Here is a 25,162-nt window from a genome sequence, read left to right as displayed (position 1 = left end):
ATTGAGCTCAAATTCCTAAATACGATCTAAGTATAGCTTATTCTGAAATATCTATGCTAATTGATGACACGCCCTAGTAGCGCCAGTAGTGGCTTTTAACAATGCAAATCAAAGCTTTAGGTAATAATCAGTTGAAATGATATTCATTTGTACCAAGTCGCGTTATGCAATAGAATTTGAGGTGATAACGAGGCTTTCAAGACAGCGCTAATTTAACGCAACACTAATTTAATGGCATGATAATTTAGTGCAACGATGATTGGTCATGGCAATAAATTGTTAATATTTTTCAATGCTATGACTGTCAGTCATATTGCCGAAGCGGAATAAGCACAATCCCGCGAGTAATAGCCGTTTCGTGCTAGAATAATCCAGATTTGCTGATGAATCTTTAAGCCAACTTTTTATGAATCGTCTTGTTTTACACGCCCTATTCTATGAGTAAGCTAACTTACCAAGCTAACCCTAAAAACCTTGAACGACTTTACCTCTTTACTTTTATCATCTTCACTCTATAAGCAGCGCTCCTATGACTCAACAGACCACAACACCATCGACTTCCTCTTCCGCTGATAGCAATGCCGATTTATCAAATATGGCTGATGACTTTATTCTCACGCCGCCAGCTGTGTTTCCTTATAAGGCGCAGCAGCAAAACGCACGCGCTCGTATTACCGAGCAAATGGCGTCGCGGATTATGATGTTAGATGGCGCGATGGGCACGCACATTCAGAATTATAAGTTGGAAGAGGCGGATTATCGCGGCAAGCGTTTTGCTGACATTGAACAAGATGTACGCGGTAATAATGATTTACTGGTACTCACGCAGCCGCATATGATCAAAGAGATTCATATCGCCCATCTTGAGGCAGGTGCAGATATTATTGAGACAAACAGCTTCAATGGTACGCGCTTATCGATGGCCGATTATAATATGCAACATCTGGTGCCAGAGCTGAATAAAACGGCTGCCAAGATTGCTCGCGAAGCTGCTGATGAATTTACCGCCAAGACGCCAGAGAAGCCACGCTTCGTGGCTGGGGTCATAGGACCGACATCGCGTACTTGTTCGCTGTCACCTGATGTCAATGATCCAGCCTTTCGTAATATTACCTTTGATGAATTGGTGCTTAATTATCGTGAAGCGACGCTGGCATTAATAGAAGGCGGCGTTGATATCCTGTTAATCGAGACCATCTTTGATACGCTAAATGCCAAGGCAGCAATCTTTGCGGTAACAGGTGTTTTTGATGATATTGGTTTTGAATTACCGATTATGATTTCGGGTACGATTACCGATGCGTCAGGTCGTACTTTATCAGGTCAAACAGCTGAAGCTTTTTATAACTCGATTCGCCATGCCAAACCGCTATCGGTTGGCTTTAACTGTGCATTAGGTGCTGATGCGCTACGTCCGCATATCCAAACATTATCTAATATTGCCAATACTTATGTTTCCGCGCATCCAAATGCTGGTCTGCCCAATGAGTTTGGTGAGTACGATGAAAGTGCTAGAGAAACCACAACATTGCTTGAAGGCTTTGCCAAAGCCGGTATCTTAAACATCGTCGGCGGCTGCTGTGGTACGACGCCTGAGCACATTCGCCAAATCGCTAATATGGTGGCCAATTATCCACCGCGCGTGATTCCTGAGATCCCACCTGCCTGCCGCTTATCAGGACTTGAACCTTTTACCATCAATAAAGATAGTCTATTCGTAAACGTCGGTGAACGTACCAACGTGACGGGTTCAAAGAAATTCTTACGTTTAATCAAAACCGAAGCCTATACCGAAGCACTCGATGTCGCCCGTGACCAAGTCGAAGGTGGCGCGCAAATCGTCGATATCAACATGGATGAAGGCATGCTTGACTCTAAGCAGGCGATGATTCACTTCGTTAATTTGGTCTCGGGCGAGCCGGATATCAGCCGTGTGCCGTTGATGCTCGACTCATCAAAATGGGACATTATCGAAGAAGGGCTCAAACGTACCCAAGGTAAATGTGTCGTTAACTCTATCTCATTAAAAGAAGGTCATGCCGAGTTCGTTGAGCGTGCCAAGCTCTGCATGCGCTATGGTGCCGCTGTTATTGTCATGGCATTTGATGAAGACGGACAAGCCGACACTTATGAACGTAAGATTCAGATTTGTCAACGTAGCTATGATGTCTTGGTCAACGAAGTGGGCTTCCCGTCTGAAGATATTATCTTTGACCCCAATATTTTTGCCGTTGCCACTGGTATTACCGAACATAATAATTACGGCGCCGACTTTATCAACGCCACCAAATGGATTACGGAAAACTTGCCCAATGCCATGGTATCGGGCGGCGTCTCTAACGTTTCGTTCAGTTTCCGTGGTAATCCAATTCGTGAAGCGATTAACTCTGTATTCCTCTATCATGCGATTCAAAATGGCTTAACCATGGGTATCGTCAATCCAGCCATGCTTGAGATGTATGACGATATTCCAAAGGAAGCACGTGATGCCATCGAAGATGTGATGCTCAATCGCAACCAAGGTGAGAGCGGTCAAGATGCCACCGAACGGTTGATGACCATTGCTGAAAGCTATCAAGACGGCGGTAAGAAAAAAGACAGTACCGTCGATATGTCATGGCGTGAAGGCACGGTAGAAGAACGGATTGCCCATGCTTTAGTAAAAGGTATCACGACCTTTATCGAGGCGGATACCAAAGAAGCGTGGGAGAAATATCCCAAGCCGCTGGAAGTCATCGAAGGTCCACTCATGGATGGTATGAATATCGTCGGCGACTTATTTGGCGCCGGTAAAATGTTCTTACCGCAAGTAGTAAAATCGGCGCGCGTCATGAAGCAATCCGTTGCTTGGCTGAACCCATATATCGAAGCGGAAAAAGTGGAAGGTGAAAAGAAAGGCAAAATCCTGATGGCGACGGTCAAAGGTGACGTCCACGATATCGGTAAAAATATCGTCGGCGTGGTACTCGGCTGTAATGGCTACGATATCGTCGATCTGGGTGTCATGGTACCGTGTGAAAAAATCCTTGATACCGCTCTCGCTGAAGAAGTCGATATCATCGGGCTATCAGGTCTGATTACCCCAAGCCTTGATGAGATGGTCTATGTCGCCAAGCAAATGCAAGAGCGCGGCATGACCCTACCTTTGATGATTGGCGGGGCAACGACCTCTAAAGCGCATACAGCAGTCAAAGTTGAGCCGCAGTATCAAAACAATGCTGTCATTTATGTAGCTGACGCTTCACGCTCAGTCGGTGTGGTGACTAAGCTGCTGTCCAAAGAAAATCGTCAGGGCCTCATAGATGAGACACGCGAAGAGTACATCAAGGTACGTGAGCGCCTCGCTAAACGCCAGCCAAAAGCTGCCAAAATCTCTTATGCTGATTCGATAGAGCTTGGTTTTAAAGATGATTGGGACAACTATGTACCGCCAGTACCAAATAAACTTGGGCAGGTAATACTAGATGATTATCCCATCACTAACCTACTATCTTATATAGACTGGACACCGTTCTTTATCTCTTGGGGTCTAGCGGGTAAATATCCAAAAATCTTGCAAGATGACGTGGTTGGCGAAGCGGCACGTGATTTATTTGATAATGCGAATGAATTGATGCAAAAGATGATTGATGAGAAATTAATCATCGCCAAAGGTGTATTTAAACTCATGCCAGCTCGTCGTACTGGTGCCGATACCGTCACCGTCTATAACAAAGCTCCGACTGAGGGCGGTACAGCAGAATATCAATTTGAGCATCTGCGCCAACAAAGCGATAAAGCCAGCGGCAAGCCAAACTTTAGCTTAGCAGACTTTATCTCGCCATCGGAAGCACATACTGACTATTTAGGCGGCTTTACAGTTTCAATAGTTGGCACAGAAGCGCTCGCTGAACAATATAAAGAAGCTGGTGATGACTACAATGCCATCATGACTCAAGCCTTGTCTGACCGTTTAGCTGAAGCATTTGCTGAGCATTTGCATGAGCTGATTCGTAAAGAATATTGGGGCTATCAGGCTGAAGAGAGCTTAACCAATGATGAAATGATTAAAGAAAAATATGTCGGTATCCGTCCAGCGCCTGGCTACCCTGCTTGCCCTGAGCATACGGAAAAAGGCAAATTGTTTGAGTGGATTGGTACAGGCGATGCTATCGGTACGATATTGACGGAAAGCTATGCGATGTGGCCTGCGTCTTCGGTTAGCGGCTTCTATTACTCACATCCTGAGAGTGAATACTTTAATGTCGGTAAAATTAGTACAGATCAGTTAGAGAGCTATGCTGAGCGTAAAGGTTGGGATATGAAGACTGCTGAGAAGTGGTTGAATCCAAATTTGTAAGAAAACTCATTTACATATAAAGTTTATTCATACCGCCACACCTCCTATCTCATTTGATAAAAATGCTATAGGAAGTGTGGCGGTATTTTTTTATGTCCACTTTCTATCTGCTGACATTTAGTACTAACGTTACTTACCGACCTTTTTAACCTATTAAAATGAATAAATGCTTTTTCTAGTTGGATTGATGAAAAAATTTTGTTATATTCATAAAAAAACATTTATATATATCATGAATTAAACACTTTGAATAAGGAGGGACAAGGACGTCGTGTGTGTAGCTGCTAAGATTTTACATTTTTCATTCAAGGAGAGATAAAAAATGAAATCATTTAAATTAGCATTATTAGCCATCACTACCTCTCTGCTCTTACAAGGATGTAATGATGACTCCGATTCCTATCAGCCACCTCCACAGCCACCTGATATTAAATCTGAAATAACAGGAATTTGGACTAGCAATGATAGCGAAAGTGATCTTTTGGCTCTAGCTTTCTTCGAAGATGGTTCTTATATTCATGTAGAGGTAGAAAACAAGCCTGAACCTCTATTAAGACAAGCTTTTGCAATCCAGTCAGAAACCGATGCAGATGATGGCATGGAGTGGGGAAAATACACTATAGACAATAAAACAGGAGCATTGAAAGTTAATCAAATTTTCGATGACAATGGTGAAAACGGTCTATCAGAAAACCTGACTCAGTATATTTCAGTATCTGAAGGAATACTTACCATTCAAATTGATGAGAATAATAATGGCGTTATAGATAGCGATGAGTCTTTCAGTTTCTCAAAAGCTAAAAATGACGGATATTTAGGAATTTGGAGAGGCGAGGAAACAGAGGACGAGTTAGAGTCGGTCGCTTTTTTTGAAGATGGCACTTATATTCAGCTTAAAGTTGATGCAGAAAAATCATTAGATAACCCAGAAAACGGTATGGAATGGGGTAATTATACCGTTGACGCTAACACGGGTAGATTGGAAACCAGTCAAATCTTTGATGATAATGGTATCTCAGGATTTTCAGAACCTCTTACACGCTACCTTAAAGCATCTAGTGGCAAACTTACACTTGACGTTGATGAGAATCAGAATGGCGTTATAGATGAAAATGAATCCTTTGATTTTTCGAAAAACAAACCTATTGTAATGCCAACGTCTAAAAAACTTATAGGGCTTTGGCAAAATAAAGATACTAGCAATGATTTATTAGCGTTAGCATTCTTTGATGACGGCACCTATGTTCATATGGAAGTTGACGAAAAGCCACCTTTTGACAACCCTAATAATGAGAAGTCTGGTATGGAATGGGGTAAATTTACTTTAAATGATAAAACAGGAGAATTAAAAGTTAATCAGATTTTCGATAATAATGGCGACACTGGATTATCAGATTTTCTTCTCCGATACGCTCGAGTATCTGGTGACACCCTGACTCTGGAAGTTGATGAAAATAGAAATGGTACAATAGATAATGATGAGTCTTTTAAATTCAAAAAGGCCAAGTCTGAAAAAATATTAGGACTTTGGAGAAATAAAGACACTAACAATGAGCTATTGGCATTAGCATTTTTCGATGATGGCACCTATGTTCACATGGAAGTCGACAATGCACCACCTTTCGATAATATGGATAACGAAATATCCGGTATGGAGTGGGGAAACTATACTATCAATGGCACAACAGGAGCATTAACAGTTAATCAAATACTAGATAACAATGGTAGTACTGGATTGTCAGATGCTCTATCTCGGTATGTAAGAGTAAATGATAAACGACTGACGCTTGAAGTTGATGAAAATAAGAATGGCATCATAGACGATGATGAGTTTTTTCATTTTCAGCGCCACTAATGATCAAAACTAATTATGATTTTGAAAGTAAAGTTTAGCCACTTTAATTAAGTGGCTAAACTCTTTGAGTCATTCTTATTCATTATTTATCTTCCCCCGCCGACACTTCTCAGAACAATAAATCACCTGCTCCCAATCCTTTTCCCACTTCTTACGCCAGCTAAACGAACGCTGGCAGACGGGGCAGATTTTTTGCGGTAGGTTTACTTTTTTATGTGCCATCTTCTGCTCCCTTCTATCTCTACTTCACTATTAACGTTTATCTATCTTCTTTTTTATGGTCCAACCCTTCATACTTTTTCACGCGCCGACATTGGTCGGAGCAATAGACCATACTTTCCCAGTTTTTATCCAGCTTTTTAGTCCAACTAAACTCACGTTCGCAGACAGGACATTCCTTTTTGCGAACGTTTTTCTTTTTGTGCGCCATATTTTTCTCATTGGTTTGTTTGATGCATCAATAGTTTACCTCTATTATCAATACTACTACTCATAATCATCAAATATTTTGTTCAGCCTATTGAGGCTATTGACGATAAGCTTGCCCGATTGATCGGTACTGCTATCAATCGCCAGCTTCTCATCCAGACGCATATTGAGTGGGGCAAGCACCTCTTTGAGCGCATTTGACATTAGCGCCATCTGTGTTGTAATGTCAGGCACATCGATAGCTGGCGTTTGCTTCGCTATGTTCTCCTCATGCTTAAGCAGGCTGTCAGTTAAGCTATGAGACAAGCTATCAGCCATTTTATGTGCCAGTTGCTCAACCGCATCCACCAACTGCACCATCAGCTGTTTTTGCATCTCTTGGCTTTTTTTGAGCTGCTCGCCTTCCCCCTTTTCAGCATTATGATCATGCTTATAGATTTGCCTTAGCTGATTCATGCTCTTCTCAAAGCCATTATCAATGCTGTCGCTGACGACTTTGGCATTATCTACAAAACCCGTAATAAAGCTATCGGCGAGGATTTTTTGTGACTCTAGTTGCGCGTCTAGCTGAGTCTTTAACTGCGCTTTCTGTCCAGCTTGTTGTAAGCGGGCGATTTGCTCTGGATTGTTTTGGGTTAAATATTTCTCAAACTGGCTGCTGATGGCATTGAAGCCATTAGCCAAGTCAACCAACTGAGCGACAATGCGCGCGCCTGTATCACCGTCTTCGCCGCCCATCGCTTTGTTACGTAAGAAGTCAGCCTTGATTTGCGCCCAACGTTCTTTTTCTGCTGCCGTTAAGACAGCACGCATCTCGGCAAGCTTGAGTAAGTTACTCTCAGCGCCTTGGGTTAATAACTGCGATTCACCCAAATAGTGGTCATCTATCAGCTGATTGAGCTCGTTTTCATTCATGACTGCCGATAGTTTTTCGGTCATCTTATTCATATTACGATAACTGCCTTGCAGCTTAAATGTCGGCTCAACGCGGTATTTATCATCTTGCGAGGCGGACGCAATATAGGCTTGATTGACGTCGAGAATAACTTTTTGCACGGTAAACATATGGCGCAAAATAGCGATAATTTCGTTAATCTCCGAGGTGCTATAGGGATAAGTTAGCTCGCTGCTTTGTGCTTGGGCGAGATTAGTATTGTCTGCTTTCGCCATTTTAATGAGGCGGTGCACATCTGCCAAATCACGGTTGGCAAGTGGTGCTAATACTGCGTTTGAGGTGAGCGAGTTTTCGATATAACTGAGGGCAAATATCTCTTCCATGCCGCTCATGATATCGCCTAAGTTATAGATATCGGCACGGTTGGCGAGCATATCAGGCACTTTGAACGCCTCACCGCTTTCGGTATACGGGTTGCCTGCCATGACCACGCAGAACTTCTTACCGCGCATATCATAGGTTTTAGTTTTGCCTTGCCAAACGCCATCGATACGGCGCGTACCATCGCCGAGCGATATAAATTTCTGCAAAAATTCTGCATGGGTATGCTGGATATCGTCTAGATAGAGCATGACGTTATTGCCCATCTCAAAGGCTAAGTTAATCTTGTTCAACTCTTCTCGTGCGGTGGCATTCGGCGCTTTTTCAGGATCTAATGAGTTCACATCATGACCAAGTGATGGACAGTTAATCTTCATAAAGATGAGGCCCAGACGATTGGCGACATACTCCATCAAGGTGGTTTTACCATAACCTGGTGGCGATATCATCATCAGTATACCCATCAAATCGGTACGTTTATCTTCGCCGACCGTACCCATTTGCTTGGCGAGGTTGTCACCGATGAGTGGCAGATAGCTCTCGTTAATCAGACGGTTGCGCACAAAAGAGGACAAAGGACGTGGCATAAACTCATCCAGTCGCAATGTCTCTTTTGAGTCATGTAATATCTCTGAGCGCATAGCTAAGTAACGCTTATAAGCAGGGATAACTTGGGTGTCGTGGTGATGCAGGCGACTTAAAAAGTCATCGACAGCAAAGGTCAAGGTTTGCTGCTGGATACGGGGATGCTCGCCCAGTAAATGCTTGACCTGACTCTCAAGCGACACCTTACCTGTGCGACGCTCGAAACTTTGCACTTGATTGAGTGGGTTGTTAATACTGGTCAGCGAGGGCGCTGAAAACGAAGTGCTTGTTGCACCTTTATCAATATTATCAAAGCTTACCCCTGACTCGATAAGACCACGTACCAAATCTTCTCTTTGACCATCATTTAGCTGAGTAAGTAAAACAGCAATCGCTTCGGGCACATAATGACGACCACTTGCCAATTGCTGCTGGCGTAAGGTTTCTTTTTCTTGAATACTCGCCAGCTGTTCTTCACTGAGCGTGGTATTACCGCTTGAATCACCCTGACTGTCAGCCATTTTGTCATTGCCATACATTTGATCGAGGAGCGCATGAAACCACGTTGCCAATAGCTCATAAGCCGATTTGGGCTGAAAGCCAATCTTGCCGATTGATGATTGTAGTTGCTCAAAACCCATGTTATTTTGCGCATTAGCTGATGGACTATTTAGAGTGTTGTTCAGCAGCTCACATAATTGCTGTGCTTGTTGGCTAGTCTGCCACTCGATGTTGCTATTGGGCGTAGTAACTTGCCCCATAACGCTGACCAAATATTCACAAGCTTGCTGCACGTAGCTTTGCTGAAAGACAGTCGTGTTATTAACAATAGTGGCTTTATGAATTTGGCTAATCTCCGAATCTGAGCTGTTCTCTAAAGCAAATTTATTGGCGTTATAAGCGGCAACAAAGCTCTGCATCACATGCGTCATATCTTCAACTAGCAATGCTTTGGCAGTGTCACTGCCTAACGTACGGCGCAGTTGCTCGGCAGTAATGGCTCTATCTTGCCAGTTATTTACCCGCGTCAATACCAGCTCATTTAACCAAGCATCATAACCAAACTGACGTAAGGCGTCTAAGCCAAGTACTTGCACGAGGTTCAATTGCCAGTAAAATAGTTGCGCCAACGCTCGTACTTGCGGGGTATAAATTAATAGTCCAGCTTCACGTAGGGTGGGTAATATTTGCAGCAATAACAGCGTCGCATCATGGTCATGAATACCTTTGTCATAACCGAGCTGATAACGCGGTGTCGCATAGGCTCTGACGAGTTTAGGTAGCGGACTGTCCTCATCTATTTCACCCTTGCTATCAAAGGTTAACAGTGTCGCATCATAAGCCTGATATAAAAGCGCTTCAGTCAAACCATCTTGGCTTTTTTTAGCACTTTCGATAATGGTATACGCCAAGTACTCAGCGCGATAAACAGTATCAGACTCGGAGGCGATATTCATATCCCAATACGAGCGCAAAGCATTTAGCTCAGCATTATTGAGCAATTCATAATAATCGGTGCCCGTTAGATGTAAATTGAGAATGCGCTTGCCATCTGACTGCTGACGACTGAGTAATGTCAAATCGAGTGGCTGGGTATTGACTGAAAAGCGGTGCTTGCCTAATTTAATAATCTGACCGCCATCTTCGAATAAGTCAGACTTATCTTTTAGACTCTTATAACTCTCTATTTGTATGGCTTTTAGGCGGGCATCAATATCATCTGCTTTGACACTAAAGCCCATCGCTTGCAAGTCTTTGGCGATAGCACGTACTTTTTGTACCAGACCGTCTGCCGCAAAATAGGTGTTTAATGCCTCTTCATCGACAAAACCTATCACGCCTGTACTTTGGGTACGTTTTTTAATGCTCTCAAGTATTCGTAATGCACCATCACCTAAGTTCTGGGCTTTACGATTACGGGTATCAAGTAGTTGCTGCTTATGATTTTCAAAGGTTTCGTAAATCTCTTCACGCTTGGCTATGATATCCACTAAAAATTGATCACCACTACCGCTCTCTGGATCAGCGAACTGACTTTCCAATTCTTCTAACTGTACCAATAGCTTTGCCATTTGCTCATCTGATTTCTCAGGCGTATTAGCAATCGATAAAGCGTTAGCAATCGACTGACCAAACAGCTTAAACTGCGCACCAAACTGCGCAACTGCTTCGGCAGAGCCTAAGTTTTTGCGCTTATGATTGAGCTTGGCTTTGCTTTGATTGAAACTCGAATAAATGGTCGATATGTCATCGATAATTTGGGTGCGTACCGTGGCATCAGCAACATCTAACGTGCCTAATAGCTCAGTCAACAGATCTAAGCCTTGCGCCGTATCATCAATTTTTTTGAGTACTGGCTTTAGCTCAGCATTGGTCTCGGCCGTGTTTAAGCGCTCACTGACATCCACTAATATAGCTTCGTAGCTTGATAGCGCTTTTTCCCCGCTTAAAAATAGGACGGTTTTTTCGGCAAGCTCGCTTTCTGCCTCTTCTAACTGTATCCGCAATGCCTTTAGCTTATCGCTATCTAAATAACGCAAGTCCTCCAAGCTGACCAAGCGGCCTTTTTGTCGTCTTAACGCCGACAGCTGCTCTACATAATCACCGGCAGACTCAAAAGTAGTCACACGTATTTGCCGTAATATCTCATTTTGCTGAGTGTCGGCATCACTTAAAGCGGTTTGGGTTTGCTTTTGGATGCTTTGTACTTTTGCAAACTCATCAATGACCAATTCAGCTATCGCCGTTACTTCCTTGATACTACTGGCGACGTCGTTAAGCTCAGAATCGGACAACCAGTAATAGCTATCAAATAGGCGGCTAGTATTATCCGCTAGCTCTTCATAGAGCTTTTGTGACACGCTTTGATTATCAATCAGGCGGGTAATACTATAGAGATCAGAGATACCACGTACCAATTCTTTATTGCCGATTTTTCCATAAAAACTGGTGCTTTCAGGCAACTCACTGACATATTCAGGTGACGCATAAGGCGTATGCCATACCTGCATCGGGTGAATACGTGACGGCTCACTTTGGTCATTAAACAGTACCAAACGCCCATTGTCAGCCAATGCCATACCATTGCAGTAAATGGGATTTGCCAGTTGTTTTTTAATGAGGTTATAAGGAAATAATCCTGTGATGCCTAAAGCGACATCGTAAAATAAAAACAACACGTCTTCACCATTAGGCGATACGATTTTACGTTTAAACTTTAAGTCTTTGGCACCGACGCTATTGGCATCGAACAGCTTATACTCACCGGTTTGCAGATAATAACCACCGGGAAATATAATACCGTGATCTTCTGGCAGCTGCACACACGACTGCCCAATCGCATCCAAACGCAATACGGCTTCGGTCAAGGTGTTATAAACAAAATAACGATAACTGTCTTCGCGATACGGCCGTATTTTCAGCAGTATTAAACTGCCAACTTTGGCATAAGCAATCTCGGCATCGGTCAGCGATTGGGTGCGATCATTCACAGGCTCGCTATAGATACCCTGCCCTGATTGAGTGTTATCCTCAATCTTAATGGTCAAATCGCCACCAATGGTTTCCACAAATATGGTATCTAAGATATTCATATGCGGATATTTACCATTGATCATCTGATCACGGGTGGTATCTACCCAATCAAAATCGTAAGCAGGAGGCAATTCGATATCACGCTCGCCTCGATTGTCTACGTAGGCAATTTGAGCTGACTCTGGTATGCCTTGGCTAAAATCTAGGGCAAAACGAAAGACGCGAATATCGGTGATACGCTCGCCAATTTGAAACGCCAATAGCAATTTGCTGTCTTTGACGGTCAGCTGAATCAGGCGCGTTTGCTTGTAATATCGATATAGCTCGTTAAAATCTTGTACAAATGCTTCTTGATCTAAAAAGGTATTTTTTAAATCTACTTCTTCCAGCTGATATTCTTGCTCAGTATGTTCGCTGCTATTACTATTATCGGTAGTACTTTGGGCGTTTGCTATAGTTGCGCCGTTATCAGTATCAACAACGCTTTCGCTATTATCACCAATTTTATTATTAGGATGTATCAAGCGATATAGCGACAACACATCTTTGATATTACTCGCCCGCTTTAGCCCCATAAAGACATTGTAGCCAAACAACAGATAATCGCCAACTTGCACCATATCTTGCGCCACACAGTTGTATTCGGTACGAATACGGGTGCGGGCGATGACTTGCATCTGCGTGCTGCCAAACTCTTGCAGACGCGCATGATTCAGCTTAGCGGTCTGTTGCTCTAGCCGACTACCCTGCTCAGTAAGACGTTTTTTAATAAGCTCATAAGCATTACCTGAAGCGACCGCTTGATCCGTTTGCTCGGATTGGTTCTGGCTATTGGTATTATTTGAATTGGTTGCGTTTTGCGTATCCGCCATCGTTGCTCGTCCGTTTTATTTTCAGGCAATAAGATAAATCTAAGGTTTTTTGTATTAAAGAAGCACTTGGCTAATCCAAAAAAACGAGTGGTCACCGCTGGTTTTCTTAGATTAGCCAACTCATTGTCTTAAGTTGGCAAAACCACTTCATAGAAATGCTATTTAAAGAGTTTTCCTTGCAAAGCTATGAGCTAGGAAATAATAAAGGTCTGAAAGAGCTTTATACTAATGCAAAAGAAAATTCATCCTTTTCTAGTAAGGTAATCTTAGCTTCTAAGGATAAAAAATCTGCCGCATAAGCAACAGATTTTTTATGAGCCTCAAAATGACTAGTCGTTATATTGAGCCGTTTTATTAGACTCATCATTCGCTTTGTTAGCATTATTGGCGTTATTGGTATTGTTGGCTTTGGTCATTATTTGATTGGCCATCATCGTATTGATAATGCCGCTCAACGTATCTGACTTACCAGCGAGACCATCAATGGCTTTACCGATAGATAGCGACTTGGCAAAGTTATCGAAGAAGTGCGCTTCACCGCCAACGATATCGATTTTGGCTTTTTGTAGCGCCACCGCCAAGACTTCAGCGTTTTCTTTGGCAATCTCTTTACCGGCTTCGATAGAGGCCATCGCTTCTTGTAGCGCGGTCTCAAGACCCATACGGAACTCTTCATGTTCGCGCGCTTCTTTGGTCATGCTACCCATGGCATTGAATTTCTCGACCAGACCATCGGCTTCGGCTTGGAAATGCGCACGGGTAACTTCTGCTTTTGCCAGTCCAACTTCACGTTCTGCCTTGGCATTTGATTCACCACGAGCAGCAATCACTTGCGCATTTGCCATGCCGATATCACGTTCGGCTTTGGCATTAGACTCACCGCGAGCGGCGATAATCTCAGCATCAGCCATACCTTTTTCACGTTCTGACTGTGCTTCCGCTTGTCCAGTGGCTTTAATGATATTAGCCTTGGCAATGCCTTCTTTTTCTAAAGATACTGACTTAGCTTCTTGAATGGCCGCTTCAGCAAAACCATGCGCAGACTCTTCAGCCTTGATACCTTCAGCCATTTTAATTTTGGCTTCCGATTCCTTGGCAGCTGCATCAAGATTGGCCGTCGCAAGCGTGGTAATCTCAACCGCTTTATGCTTAGCAGACAACTCTTCTGCTTCGGCTTTTTTGACTTGACGCACTTTGATTTCTTCGGCATCGGCTTCGGCGGCTAGGACGCGCGTTTGCTTAGAACGTTCGGCTGCACTGATTTCACGGACTTCTTTGATACGTTCTTCTTCTTGTGCAACCGTTTTATCTACCGCAATACGCTCACGTATGACGTTCGCAATTTCTTTTTTCTCAAGCTCAATCGCGCGTTCAGCTTCGATACGTTGCAAATCAACTTCCCGCTCACGCGAGACGATTTCTAAATCACGAGCGCGCGTGACTTTTTCTTCTTCAATGACGACAGCACGTAGACGATTCTGTCCGGCCACTTCAATTTCACGCTGTTGATTTTCACGCTGAATCGCTAAATCTTGCTCAACCATGATAACGGCTGTCTCTGACTTTTTACGCTCTTCTTCTTCAATTTTGCGCGTTTCAGCCGTTTCACGGGCAATCACTGACGCGATTTCACGGCGCTGTTTGGCTTCAGCATCGGCTTGTTGACGCTCAAGCTCAAGCATCGCCTCTTTAGTCTCGACGTTTTTCTTCTTAACAGCCAGCTCTTCGTCACGCTCAAGCTCATTGGTAATGATGTTTTGGAAGGCCGTTAGCTGCGTAATCTTTTTGATACCTTCAGCATCTAAAATATTGTTTGAATCAAGTGACGCTTTTGGCGTTTGTTCTAAGTAATCAATCGCCACATCTTCTAAGACATAACCATTAAGATCATTACCTATTTCTTGCACGATACTGTCACGGAACTCGCTGCGATTTTCAAAGAGTTTGATAAAATCAATCTGCTTGCCCACTGTTTTTAATGCTTCTGAGAACTTAGCATTAAACAGCTCATTGACGGCAACTTTGTCTGAAGCTCTTTCAACCCCAACCGATTTGGCAACTTTAAGGACGTCTTCTTCGGTTTCATTAACACGTAAGTAAAACGCCACCGTGATATCAGCACGCATATTGTCGGCGCAAATCAACCCTTCTTTACCGCGTCTATCGACTTCTAAGGTGATAAGGGAGATTCTCATCAATTCTTTTTTATTGATGATTGGCCAAACAAAACCGCCATCAAAACGTACGGCGATTTTACTCACGCCGTTGATAATCAGTGCTTTGCCCTGCTCAACCTTAAAATAAAAGGCTTTGAGCATCAAAAGCGCTGCCATAATAAAAACAAACGCCAGCACCACAACCACGCCGACGATAATCAGTATATCCATATTCATTCCTTTAATTAAAACATTGCAACCAAATTTAAACAGGTAATACGACACTTAAAAACAAACTATTATCTATCTCTACATCGCCAATCAGCCAACTTATAAATCTAATGTATAAAGATTATTTATTTCAATTTTAAAATTATTTATAGCAGCGGTTTATGGCGATTTTTCTTTTACAGGAGCGACTCGGTAGGTGTTGGCTTCTTCTAAATACTCTACCAACATCACTCTATCGCCCTGTCTTAGCAAATCATCCTTGATGTCTGAACGAATTTTGAGTATCAAGCCTGCGCCGCCATCATTTAATTCTGCTTCACCATGTTTGTCAGTCACACTCAGGGTACGTACCACGGCGATTTTACCGATATTACTAGACGCATTACGCTTGGGGATTTTGGCGATATTTTTGCGCATGGGTGCAATGATCATACCTGTCAGCCACATGGATACGACCAATACAAAAATGAGCGCCCCTGTACCGAATAGGTAATACAAAAGACCAGAGTCAAAATATTGATGTAAAAAGCTCGTATATAAGTAGCTTAATAGCCAGCCGATTAAGCTGATTAAGCTTAGTATGATGATGAGGGGCACACCATAAAGACCAAATTTGAGCATGAGACCGGTAAAAAAACCCGTCGATGATAAGGTAGAAACATCACCATCTGGCTCACCAAGGTCTACGCTATCCATATCTACCATGCCGAGTAAAGACACCAGCCAATATAGAGTCACGAACATGACAAGCCCCGTAAAAATAATCGTGGGGTACAAACTGATTTTAGTGATAAAAACTAAAAAAGACTCTTGCATGAACCGCTCTCTCCTTTTGTTTGCCTAATCCAACATTTTGATGACTCGGTTATACAATTTGTTATTATATGACTGAAATTTACTCGACGTTTCTTTACTGAGATTTGCTTTATTTAGATTTATTCTTTCAGCTTTGGTCTATCGCCTTTGCTCCAAAAACTTTGTTCCAAAAACTTTGCTTGTTGTACTTTAAATACTAAGAAGGTATTGCCATACAATCATTGGCTCTAAGGAATTTAACCTACGACTATGCCACCTCTAAATTGCAGGCTATTTAATCAACTTATGTTTCTTTGATAGTGATTATATATACATTCCATTACATAATACATAGGTTTTGCTCTTACCGACCCCAAATGGGTGAGCGCACGACTCCGCCTGTTTTACTGCTAATCGCGTAGCTTGAATTGCCTGTTAAAGAATGAATCACTAAGCTACCACCATTTTGACCGCCCACTTGCGAAAGCTTTGTGGGATAAACGGCATACTGTGCAGAAGGCGACAGACGCGCGGGCTCATCGAGTCCTGTCTCTGCCAGATTAATTACCTGTTTTGTAGCAAGTGTCATCACCGCTGCCTTGCGACCATTAAGGTAGGCTAAATACTGACCATCTAAGCTCAGTTGTGGACTGGCCGCATAGCCTGCGGTCGGTATCAGCGCAGCATTGCCAGTGGCAAAGTTATAGCGATAAATACTTGGCCGACCAGCGCGGACTTTATCGCTGGTATAAACAAAGCTTTGCCCGTCGCTGGCGTAGCTTGGCTGCACTTCCGTGCTCGGTAGCGTGGTAAGCTGCTTGGTATGACCGTCACTTAGGCGCATCTCATAGATATCAGCATTACCGCCAACGGTTGAGCTATAAAGCAGTTTTTGCCCATCAGGCGAAAATGACGCTGATAAATTACTGCCCTCGGCATTGACGATTAGATTTTGGGTATTGCGTTTACGATCATAAATATAAATTTTGGGATGCTGGCGCGCTTCTTGTTTACTATAGGCGAGCATTTGACCATCGGCAGACCACGCCGGCGCGTAGATATAACCATTGAGCTGATCAATCAATTGGCGGTCGCTACCATCAGGACGAATGCTATAAAGCGTCGATATCTTTGCAGCGCCAAACCCTTGTTCCTCGACATAAGCAATGTGCCCTTGCCGATCTATCACTGGCATGCGCGCCGTTAGCGGATTACTCGCACTCATATCAGCAGGCGTTTTAGTGAGCGTGCTCGGCAATGTCTGACAGCCCGTTAACAGACTAAAAGCCGTTATCGCCATGACACTACTTATCATGCGTATATTGACAGATGGCTTTGATACAAAGGTTTTTAACATAAGATGACGTCCAATAAAGCGTTGATTATTGCGGGCTGAGAATTTCGATAAAAAAGATTAAAAATTAATAGTATAAAAAACATCATAGCAATCTGAATATTTTGCCTCAGTAGCCAATGACAGTGTAGCTTAAAGCGTCACAAATTTTAGATAAAAAAATGCCCCACTGATTAGTGAGGCATTATTTATATTAGAATTTAAACACTTATATTTAATAGTTATCTATTAAACAAATCCGTTATTTAAAGGCTGCTTTATTTAGAAACAGCTTTGAAATGAGCAACTTGATTACTATTGGTAATGGTCAGAATAGGCGTGTTATTGGCATTATTATTGATGCTGTATTTACCTTGTACCGTTGCCATTGTAGCTGTATCAAAGCTGGCTTGTGGCTCAGGGCATGCCATCATCGTTGACATCACATTACCTAGTACAACATTGCCATTCACTACGCTATAACTTGCGCCCATGTTATTACAAGTATTAGCAAAGGTTACACGGTTGTTCGTACCGTCTTTAAAGAATTTTAGCGTTAATGGTTTGCTTGGATCAAAGAATAATTGGCTGACTTTGTCGCCATTGGTACGCTTAGCATCGACAAGCTGCCAGTTATACGCCTGTAGCGCATCAACGGTAATTGGTTGCGTCACAGGTGCAGTGACACTAGGGGTAGTGGTTTGGCAACCTGCTGCAGCAAGTGTACCAACAGCAAGGGTCGCAGCCATCATCATTTTAGTCATGTTTTTCATATAAACTCCTAGAGGTTTCAAGTATAAAAGTGCAAAGGTAAAAAATATTGTTTTTTATCATATTAAGCAGCATTTGTTCAGGTTAATGTCCTGATTAATGCGCTCTGATTAATATGTTTTTATCATTAGTCTAAACAATGCGGTTATTATGCCCATTTTTCATAAGCCTGTCATGATAGATTGAGTACCAATTACCGCTATATTTGTTCTACTTTATAGCTTTTTTGCTAACACACCTTGTTACAATCATTATTCCCTGCTAGCACTTTAGCTAAAAACACTATTTAGATCATTGATACTTTAGACCTTTGATATTTCGATTTCACCCTTAATTGCTCTTTTTATCTACCTAAGAGGTCGTAAATTTCTATAGAATTTAATTGGGGCTTGCCGTCTTTTCTTGTTGCAAAGCCGCATAGCCTGCTAAGCGTTTGCGTTCCGTCTCATTAAATAATTGCTGCTCCATTTGAGTGATTTGGGTTTGCGCTTGGGCCTTATCGGCATTTTGACTTAACAGCTGCTGTTTTTGGGCTTGATACTGCTTAAAACGCTGATCAAAATTAGCATCTTGCTGATCGACTTGGGCAAGCCTTGCTGCTGCTGGCGCGCCAACCAACTCACGACGCATACTGTATAATTCTTCAGCCGTCGCGCCCTTAGCTTGCATCTGTTCGGTACGACTGATTAACTCATCTAAATTTGCCTGCTGAGCGATATTGGCTTTGGTCGCATTATCAGGCATACGGCTGATATAATCCTGTCTAGCTGCTTCTCTTTGTGCATCAGACATCTGCTTATCTTGATTGATTTTCACCATCGCAAGACTATAGTCATCATACTCATCCTCTGCACCAAAAAAGGCTTTAATGGTTTCCTTAGAAAAGTGCTGCTGGCGCAATTTGGCGACATCTTGCTGCTGCTGTGTCACTACATTTAAATCCAGCTCGCCATTCTTTGTTGCTTGTAATTGCAGGTTGCCATAACGGCTTTCTATAGCAGGAATCGCTTTAAGATAGGCCACATATTGGTCAAATATCGTCACCGCTTGGCTGGCGGCAGGCTCTGGCGTATGACTACGAATATAACTCTCCACCCGCGCATAAATGACCGCTTCATCCTCTTCACCTAGCGCCGATAAGAAATAATCAAATAATCGCCGTAGCCCTTCGGTGACGACCAACTGTTTATTTTCATCAATGATAATCTCACCATCGACATCCGTCCCTTGCAAGGAGCGCGGTAGATTTTCAAGGCCTGTCGTAAATTGAGAAGCGTCTTGCTTAGATAATGCGCCAACGTCATTATTAACATTCTCATCATTTATCGAGCTGGCATTAGCTTGGCTATTCAGCGCCGTAGAATCTGTTTGAGAAGAAGGTTTACGAGCATTATCAGGTTTAAACCACCAAATAATCGCAACGACTAAAATGATTATCACGGCGATAATAATGAGCAAAAATGGCGAACGGCGATTATTTGACATAACGACAATATCTTATTTAATGAATCGATTTAATAGGAAGTGACTATCTATAAAATGGGACAAAATAAAAGGGCCAGTTAAGTAGTGACCCTTTTAGGTAAAGGCAGTTAATTTGCTAATTTATATTCAAATCCCAACCACTAGATTTAGAAGCTAGCTTTTTAAATTGGCTTTATAAATTGGCATTTTTTAAACGGTTAACCTGATCGCGATAGACAGTTTTAGGATTAGGTTGTCCCCATGCAACTAAGCCTAATAGTTGATTGACCGAATCCATATGGTTCATTTTGTAATCATCGCGGATGACATAACCTAGGCGGCTCGAGCAAGCGGAAACCAGCCCATCATTTGGGTCATTTTTAAACACTTGTGATGTCGCTAATAGCACATAATCTATAGGGTCTAAGACATTGGTCACTTGACCAACACCACTGAATGAATAGTAATTGATGCCGTTCACCTTGGTGTCTTTTGGTTGTCCACAATAGCTTGATGGCATGGCAGCAGGGAACTCACGGTTAAAGTCGACCATATAGTCAGTCGTTAGCGCTGTAACTGCACCAAATCCGTCTTGTTCTTGCAGCTTATCGATAGGGATACCAGCGTTCAAATCCATGAAGTTACCTAAGAAGCCAAACAAGCTAAGCGCGGCTTTGGTGGCGGTATTATACTCGCCATTGACTCTGTCATTATCAATCTGCTCAACCACCCAATCCGCTAATGCCGCCCCTTGCTCTGGACTGGAAACCGCCGTCACTGACGCCACGTATTTTGGCTCAACGGCAGCGACATAACGAATATCATGACCGCCATGACTATGACCAATTAAATTCACCTTGGGGCTACCAGAAATCGCACTAATGGTTTTTACTTGTTGTAGTAGCTGCTCACCGCGCACCCGACTGTCATTAAAAGAAGAGGTTTTGGTAGCATAGACTTTTGAGCCGCCGCTCATGAGGGTTTGCGGGATACCATAAAAGTAGTCGACACCGAGTAGCTTGGTAAAGCCGACCAGACCATGAGTCATGACAATGGGATATTTGGTATCGGTATGGTTTGAGGTGAAATATTTGCTATCGACCATCTTACAGCCCGTGGCATTGGCACAGTTATAATACTGTCCAGCTGCTTGAGCAGAAGTGGTTTGCAATGTCATCATCAGGACACCGGCAGTAATAGCACCCAGTGAGGGTAAAAGTGCGCTAGGCGTTAAGGCGGCGCGAAAACGGTTTTTGAGAGTCATAACAACGTCCTTGTTATTTCGAGAGTTATTGTGAAGAAAGGGAGTGTAAATGGCTTGCTTGATGCTGATGGCACCAGTGTCATGTCACTATTTTCATATCACCAGTTCCATATCACTATTTTCATGGCATGGATTTTATAGCGCTTAACTATTGCATCCTGCATTAAGCACCAAATCCCTACCAATTTATTTAGCAAACAAAATTACAATACTTATATATCCTGCAACATTCAACTGCTTTTTTGCTTATAAACGCTATTATAATGACTCTATAGTCACGTATATGCATATAAATAAGCTGAGACGATTGGTATCAGTATATTATAAGGATTTAAAAAAATACCTATAAAGTTGCTAAGTGTTAGCAAAACAGCGCCTACTACATTTATGGTATAATTGACAACCTAAATTCTATAACTATAAGTACGACCATGATGACAAAAAAATCCCTTATCCAATCTCCTGAAGCCATAGAAAAAATGCGCGTAGCCGGTAAACTTGCCAGTGATGTGCTTGTGATGCTCGACGAACACGTCAGAGTTGGCATTAGCACTGAAGCATTAAACCAAATCGCTCATGACTATATCGTTAACGTGCAAGAAGCCATTCCTGCGCCCCTTAACTATAACGGCTTCCCAAAATCTATCTGCACCTCGATCAACCACGTGGTTTGTCACGGTATTCCAACCGAAAACAAGCTGCTCAAAGATGGCGACATCATCAATATCGATGTCACCGTCATTAAAGACGGCTATTACGGCGATACTTCAAAAATGTGGATTGTCGGCAACGGTTCTATCATGGCGCAGCGTATTTGCAAAGTGGCACAAGAAGCCCTTTATGCTGGCATGAGCGTGGTCAAAAATGGCGCGCGCTTGGGCGATGTCGGCGCGGCTATTCAAGCAGTGGTTGAACCGGAACGCTTTAGTATCGTGCGTGAGTTCTGTGGTCACGGTATCAGTAACGAGTTCCACCACGAGCCACAAGTGATGCATTACGGTAAAAAAGGTACGGGTTTTGAGCTAAAAACAGGCATGACCTTTACCATTGAACCAATGATTAATGAAGGTAAATGGCAGACCAAGATTCTACCGGATGAATGGACGGCAATCACCAAAGACCGTAAGCTGTCAGCGCAGTGGGAACATACCATGGTGGTGACGGACAATGGCTGTGAGGTGTTTACCACACGCCCAGAAGAAGACTTAAGCTTTTTGACCCAGTAATATCATAAAAGATCGCCTAGGCGGTCTTTTTTTTGCCTGATAATTCAGGCATATTAACGATGCCCTTTATTGAGTTGCTACTTTGAGAATTTCAATAATAATATTCTTTATATTTTCCATGAAATATTCGCTTTAATACCACTATCTACAAACTTTTAACTGGATAATCCTCATGTTTAATTGTGATGTCGCTGCTATTGATTTGACACCCATGCCACTAGTGTCAGACCATCGCTCGACCACCAATACGATGGATATAGCACTATCTGATATCCCTGATTGGCTGCTCCAAATCAATGACGATATCAGCCGCGCGCTCGAACGCGGTGTCAATATTCGCCAACTGGTTGCGGCACGTGCCTGCGTCATCGACGACTTACTGATTGCTTTGTTTAACTGGTTTGAGCTTGATAAAACAGATTTGGCATTGTTTGCCACTGGCGGCTATGGTCGTGGCGAGCTATCGTTACACTCAGATGTGGATATTTTACTGCTGACACCCAACGATATTGACGCGCATAGCAGAGAAAAAATTGACAACTTAGTGGCGCTACTATGGGACATTGGACTTGAGCCTGCCCTATCAGTACGCAGCGTCAGTGAATGCTTGGAAGCGGCGCTCGACCACACCGTTGCCAGCACTTTGTTAGAAGCGCGGCTGTTAATTGGTAATGAAGAACTAGAAGAAGTACCGCATAAAATTGTCAATACGCAATGGTCGCCACGTGATTTTTATGAGGTGAAAATCGCTGAAGCAAAAGCGCGCTATTTACAGCACAATGCCACAGAGTACAATCTTGAGCCTAATATTAAAACTGCGCCCGGTGGTCTGCGTGATATTCATATTATTGGTTGGGTGACCAAGCGTTATTTTCGAGTCAGTAAACTGTATGACTTGGTACAACAAAACTTTTTGACCGAAAAAGAGTTTGATGAGTTAAATTTTGCCGAAGGTTATTTATGGCAAATACGTCATTACTTGCATGAGCTGACCGGTCGCAATGAAAACAAGCTGTTGTTTGATTATCAGCGTGAGATTGCTCAGCTGATGGGCTATGAGACACAGCCAGATGACCAGCCGAATGCTGCCGTCGAGCGCTTTATGCGCGACTACTATCGCTGTGCCATGCAGATATCGACATTGTCTGAGATGCTGACCAATCATTATTACGAGACGATTATAGAGCCGCAATTGCCGGATGAAGAACGGCCGAAAAAACATCCTATCAACGCCCGCTTCAATCAGGTCGGCGAACAAATCGCGATGTCACATCATCGCGTATTTGCTCAGCACCCAGAGGCGATTTTGGAGATGTTTTTACTCATGGGTCAATATGGCATCAAAAATGTCCGCACCCATACCCTGCGCGCACTAAAGATTGCAGCCCGCGGTATCGATCAGATTTATAGAGACAATCCGACCCATCAAGCGCTGTTTTTAGCCAATTTAAAAGAGCAAAACTATTTATTTCATCGTCTGCGTACCATGAATCGTTATGGCATTTTGGGCAGCTATATTCCAGCTTTTGCTCAAGTAACAGGGCTGATGCAGTACGATTTATTTCATCGATATACCGTTGATGCGCATACGTTATTTTTAATTCGCATTTTACATCGCTTTACTGATCCGCGCTTTTCTGAAGACTTTCCACTGGTCAGCGCTATCTTCCAGCGTATTGAGCGCAAAGAGATTTTGGTGTTGGCGGCGATGTTTCATGATATCGCCAAAGGTCGTGGCGGCAATCATAGCCAACTTGGCGAAACGGAATCGATTGAATTTTGTCTTGCTCATGGCATGAGTCAGGCGGACGCCCATTTGGTTGGTTGGCTGACTCGCTATCATCTATTGATGTCGATGACAGCGCAGAAAAAGGATATCTCAGACCCAGAAGTGGTGACGCTGTTTGCCGATTTAGTTGGTAACGTGACCCACCTCAATCATCTGTATGTACTGACGGTTGCCGATATGAATGCCACCAATCCACAGCTTTGGAACAGTTGGCGCGCGACCTTGATGAAACAGCTCTATTCACAAACGCGGCGTATCCTGCGCGCTGATATCGATGCCCCAACCAACCGCCAAGATATGATTAAAGCCACGCGTAAACAGGCGCTAGCGATGCTTGATAATGTCAATAACCAGCATATGAATCGCGAAGAGGTTTTAAGATTGTGGGATGACTTGGGCGATGAGTATTTCTTGCGAGAAATTGCAGAAGATATCTTGTGGCATACCGAAGCTATCTTAAATCATCCGCCTATAGGCCGCGCCTCTGATGCTGATAGCGCACCACTTGTGGTGTTACGTGAGCACCGCGAGCTGGCGCTTGATGCTGTGCAAGTGTTTGTTTATACCCAAGATCAAGTCAATTTATTTGCCGTTACTATGGCAGTGTTTGATCAGATGAATCTCGATGTTTTAGATGCGCGCATTATTACTGCAACCCGTGATTTTGCTTTGGATTCCTACGTATTGCTCGATCGCAGCGGCACGCTATTGGTCGATATAGACAGCCAACAAGAGCTTAAGCAGCGCTTAATAGATGCCTTTAAAAATCCAACAGTTCCCAAGCTCACGCATCGAAAAATCCCACGCCAGCTACGACATTTCGATGTCGCAACGACGATTAATTTTGAGTTCAATGAAGCCTCAAATCAGCATATCATGAGTCTAGAAACCCTTGATCAGCCAGGTCTACTTGCCCGCGTTGGTCAGGTATTTTTACAACAAAAGATTGAGGTGCATGCCGCTCGCATTACCACGTTAGGCGAGCGTGCAGAAGATATGTTCTATATTAGCGATCAAAATGATCAGGCGTTGTCTGCGGATAAACTTGAGACATTAAAGGCGGCATTGATAGCAAGTCTTAGCATTCGTAAAGAAGACACTTAGCCTGTATTTAGACATTTATGCTTTCAAACCTTACTGTTAAAACCCTACCGTTTAAGCTTTACGGATTAAACCTTAAAAAAACGCTTGCTAGTTAAACCTCTAACTATTAAGCGTTTTCAAAAAAAGCTAACGTATATTT

The 25,162-nt window shown here is 43.0% G+C and carries 14 protein-coding genes; 5 read left to right on the top strand and 9 right to left on the bottom strand.

Annotated elements, in window-relative coordinates; translation table 11 throughout:
- The first annotated feature begins 529 nt into the window (after window positions 1-529).
- Both metH and AC2FA3_RS05205 read left to right on the top strand, forming a co-directional pair.
- Window positions 530-4,339 carry a methionine synthase gene (gene metH / locus AC2FA3_RS05210; RefSeq protein WP_490508631.1) on the top strand — a complete coding sequence of 1,270 codons (3,810 nt, stop codon included), beginning with the start codon at window positions 530-532 and terminating at the stop codon, window positions 4,337-4,339.
- A gap of 322 nt (window positions 4,340-4,661) precedes the next feature.
- The gene (locus AC2FA3_RS05205) at window positions 4,662-6,194 is read left to right on the top strand and encodes a hypothetical protein (RefSeq protein WP_490508630.1); all 1,533 of its coding nucleotides are present in this window, start codon (window positions 4,662-4,664) and stop codon (window positions 6,192-6,194) included.
- Between the two features lie 75 nt (window positions 6,195-6,269).
- On the opposite strand, the gene AC2FA3_RS05200 is transcribed toward AC2FA3_RS05205, so the two are convergent.
- Genes AC2FA3_RS05200 through AC2FA3_RS05190 form a run of 3 tightly spaced genes read right to left on the bottom strand, consistent with a single transcriptional unit; the run spans window position 6,270 to window position 12,890 of the window.
- Window positions 6,270-6,416: a DUF2256 domain-containing protein gene (locus AC2FA3_RS05200; RefSeq protein WP_490508629.1), complete on the bottom strand. Its 147-nt coding sequence runs from the start codon at window positions 6,414-6,416 to the stop codon at window positions 6,270-6,272.
- A gap of 37 nt (window positions 6,417-6,453) precedes the next feature.
- Complete coding sequence (locus AC2FA3_RS05195; RefSeq protein WP_149490976.1) at window positions 6,454-6,624, bottom strand: DUF2256 domain-containing protein; 171 nt, start codon at window positions 6,622-6,624, stop codon at window positions 6,454-6,456.
- A 56-nt stretch (window positions 6,625-6,680) separates the two neighbouring features.
- Window positions 6,681-12,890 carry a DNA repair ATPase gene (locus tag AC2FA3_RS05190; RefSeq protein ID WP_490508628.1) on the bottom strand — a complete coding sequence of 2,070 codons (6,210 nt, stop codon included), beginning with the start codon at window positions 12,888-12,890 and terminating at the stop codon, window positions 6,681-6,683.
- A 176-nt stretch (window positions 12,891-13,066) separates the two neighbouring features.
- Here AC2FA3_RS05190 and AC2FA3_RS05185 point away from each other — a divergent pair, with 176 nt between their 5' ends.
- Window positions 13,067-13,189, top strand: a complete 123-nt coding sequence (locus AC2FA3_RS05185; protein WP_490508627.1) for a hypothetical protein — start codon at window positions 13,067-13,069, stop codon at window positions 13,187-13,189.
- Between the two features lie 30 nt (window positions 13,190-13,219).
- Here the strand turns inward: AC2FA3_RS05185 and AC2FA3_RS05180 are convergent, their stop codons facing one another.
- From AC2FA3_RS05180 to AC2FA3_RS05155, 6 genes are all read right to left on the bottom strand, one after another.
- Window positions 13,220-15,277 carry a flotillin family protein gene (locus AC2FA3_RS05180; protein ID WP_490508626.1) on the bottom strand — a complete coding sequence of 686 codons (2,058 nt, stop codon included), beginning with the start codon at window positions 15,275-15,277 and terminating at the stop codon, window positions 13,220-13,222.
- A gap of 159 nt (window positions 15,278-15,436) precedes the next feature.
- Window positions 15,437-16,093: a hypothetical protein gene (locus AC2FA3_RS05175; protein ID WP_490508625.1), complete on the bottom strand. Its 657-nt coding sequence runs from the start codon at window positions 16,091-16,093 to the stop codon at window positions 15,437-15,439.
- A gap of 343 nt (window positions 16,094-16,436) precedes the next feature.
- The gene (locus AC2FA3_RS05170) at window positions 16,437-17,429 is read right to left on the bottom strand and encodes a hypothetical protein (RefSeq protein WP_490508624.1); all 993 of its coding nucleotides are present in this window, start codon (window positions 17,427-17,429) and stop codon (window positions 16,437-16,439) included.
- Between the two features lie 254 nt (window positions 17,430-17,683).
- Window positions 17,684-18,178, bottom strand: a complete 495-nt coding sequence (locus AC2FA3_RS05165; protein ID WP_201546314.1) for an META domain-containing protein — start codon at window positions 18,176-18,178, stop codon at window positions 17,684-17,686.
- A gap of 376 nt (window positions 18,179-18,554) precedes the next feature.
- Window positions 18,555-19,661: a lipase secretion chaperone gene (locus AC2FA3_RS05160; protein ID WP_490508623.1), complete on the bottom strand. Its 1,107-nt coding sequence runs from the start codon at window positions 19,659-19,661 to the stop codon at window positions 18,555-18,557.
- A gap of 172 nt (window positions 19,662-19,833) precedes the next feature.
- A complete protein-coding gene (locus AC2FA3_RS05155; RefSeq protein WP_490508622.1) occupies window positions 19,834-20,904 on the bottom strand; it encodes a lipase family alpha/beta hydrolase in 1,071 nt (356 codons plus the stop codon).
- A 431-nt stretch (window positions 20,905-21,335) separates the two neighbouring features.
- Here AC2FA3_RS05155 and map point away from each other — a divergent pair, with 431 nt between their 5' ends.
- The gene (map, locus tag AC2FA3_RS05150; RefSeq protein WP_201546311.1) at window positions 21,336-22,130 is read left to right on the top strand and encodes a type I methionyl aminopeptidase; all 795 of its coding nucleotides are present in this window, start codon (window positions 21,336-21,338) and stop codon (window positions 22,128-22,130) included.
- A gap of 172 nt (window positions 22,131-22,302) precedes the next feature.
- The gene (gene glnD / locus AC2FA3_RS05145; RefSeq protein WP_490508621.1) at window positions 22,303-25,023 is read left to right on the top strand and encodes a [protein-PII] uridylyltransferase; all 2,721 of its coding nucleotides are present in this window, start codon (window positions 22,303-22,305) and stop codon (window positions 25,021-25,023) included.
- The last annotated feature ends 139 nt before the right edge of the window (window positions 25,024-25,162 follow it).

Source organism: Janibacter sp. CoH_79_TC_3, assembly GCF_058197955.1.
This window is presented reverse-complemented; position numbering and strand designations above follow the sequence as displayed.

Bases quoted from the DNA above. Each gene is read 5' to 3' on its own strand.
- AC2FA3_RS05170 (WP_490508624.1), bottom strand. From the start codon at position 17,429: ATGTTAAAAACCTTTGTATCAAAGCCATCTGTCAATATACGCATGATA.
- AC2FA3_RS05200 (WP_490508629.1), bottom strand. From the start codon at position 6,416: ATGGCACATAAAAAAGTAAACCTACCGCAAAAAATCTGCCCCGTCTGC.
- AC2FA3_RS05155 (WP_490508622.1), bottom strand. From the start codon at position 20,904: ATGACTCTCAAAAACCGTTTTCGCGCCGCCTTAACGCCTAGCGCACTT.
- AC2FA3_RS05190 (WP_490508628.1), bottom strand. From the start codon at position 12,890: ATGGCGGATACGCAAAACGCAACCAATTCAAATAATACCAATAGCCAG.
- AC2FA3_RS05175 (WP_490508625.1), bottom strand. From the start codon at position 16,093: ATGCAAGAGTCTTTTTTAGTTTTTATCACTAAAATCAGTTTGTACCCC.
- map (WP_201546311.1), top strand. From the start codon at position 21,336: ATGATGACAAAAAAATCCCTTATCCAATCTCCTGAAGCCATAGAAAAA.
- AC2FA3_RS05205 (WP_490508630.1), top strand. From the start codon at position 4,662: ATGAAATCATTTAAATTAGCATTATTAGCCATCACTACCTCTCTGCTC.
- AC2FA3_RS05180 (WP_490508626.1), bottom strand. From the start codon at position 15,277: ATGGATATACTGATTATCGTCGGCGTGGTTGTGGTGCTGGCGTTTGTT.
- metH (WP_490508631.1), top strand. From the start codon at position 530: ATGACTCAACAGACCACAACACCATCGACTTCCTCTTCCGCTGATAGC.
- glnD (WP_490508621.1), top strand. From the start codon at position 22,303: ATGTTTAATTGTGATGTCGCTGCTATTGATTTGACACCCATGCCACTA.
- AC2FA3_RS05165 (WP_201546314.1), bottom strand. From the start codon at position 18,178: ATGAAAAACATGACTAAAATGATGATGGCTGCGACCCTTGCTGTTGGT.
- AC2FA3_RS05195 (WP_149490976.1), bottom strand. From the start codon at position 6,624: ATGGCGCACAAAAAGAAAAACGTTCGCAAAAAGGAATGTCCTGTCTGC.
- AC2FA3_RS05160 (WP_490508623.1), bottom strand. From the start codon at position 19,661: ATGTCAAATAATCGCCGTTCGCCATTTTTGCTCATTATTATCGCCGTG.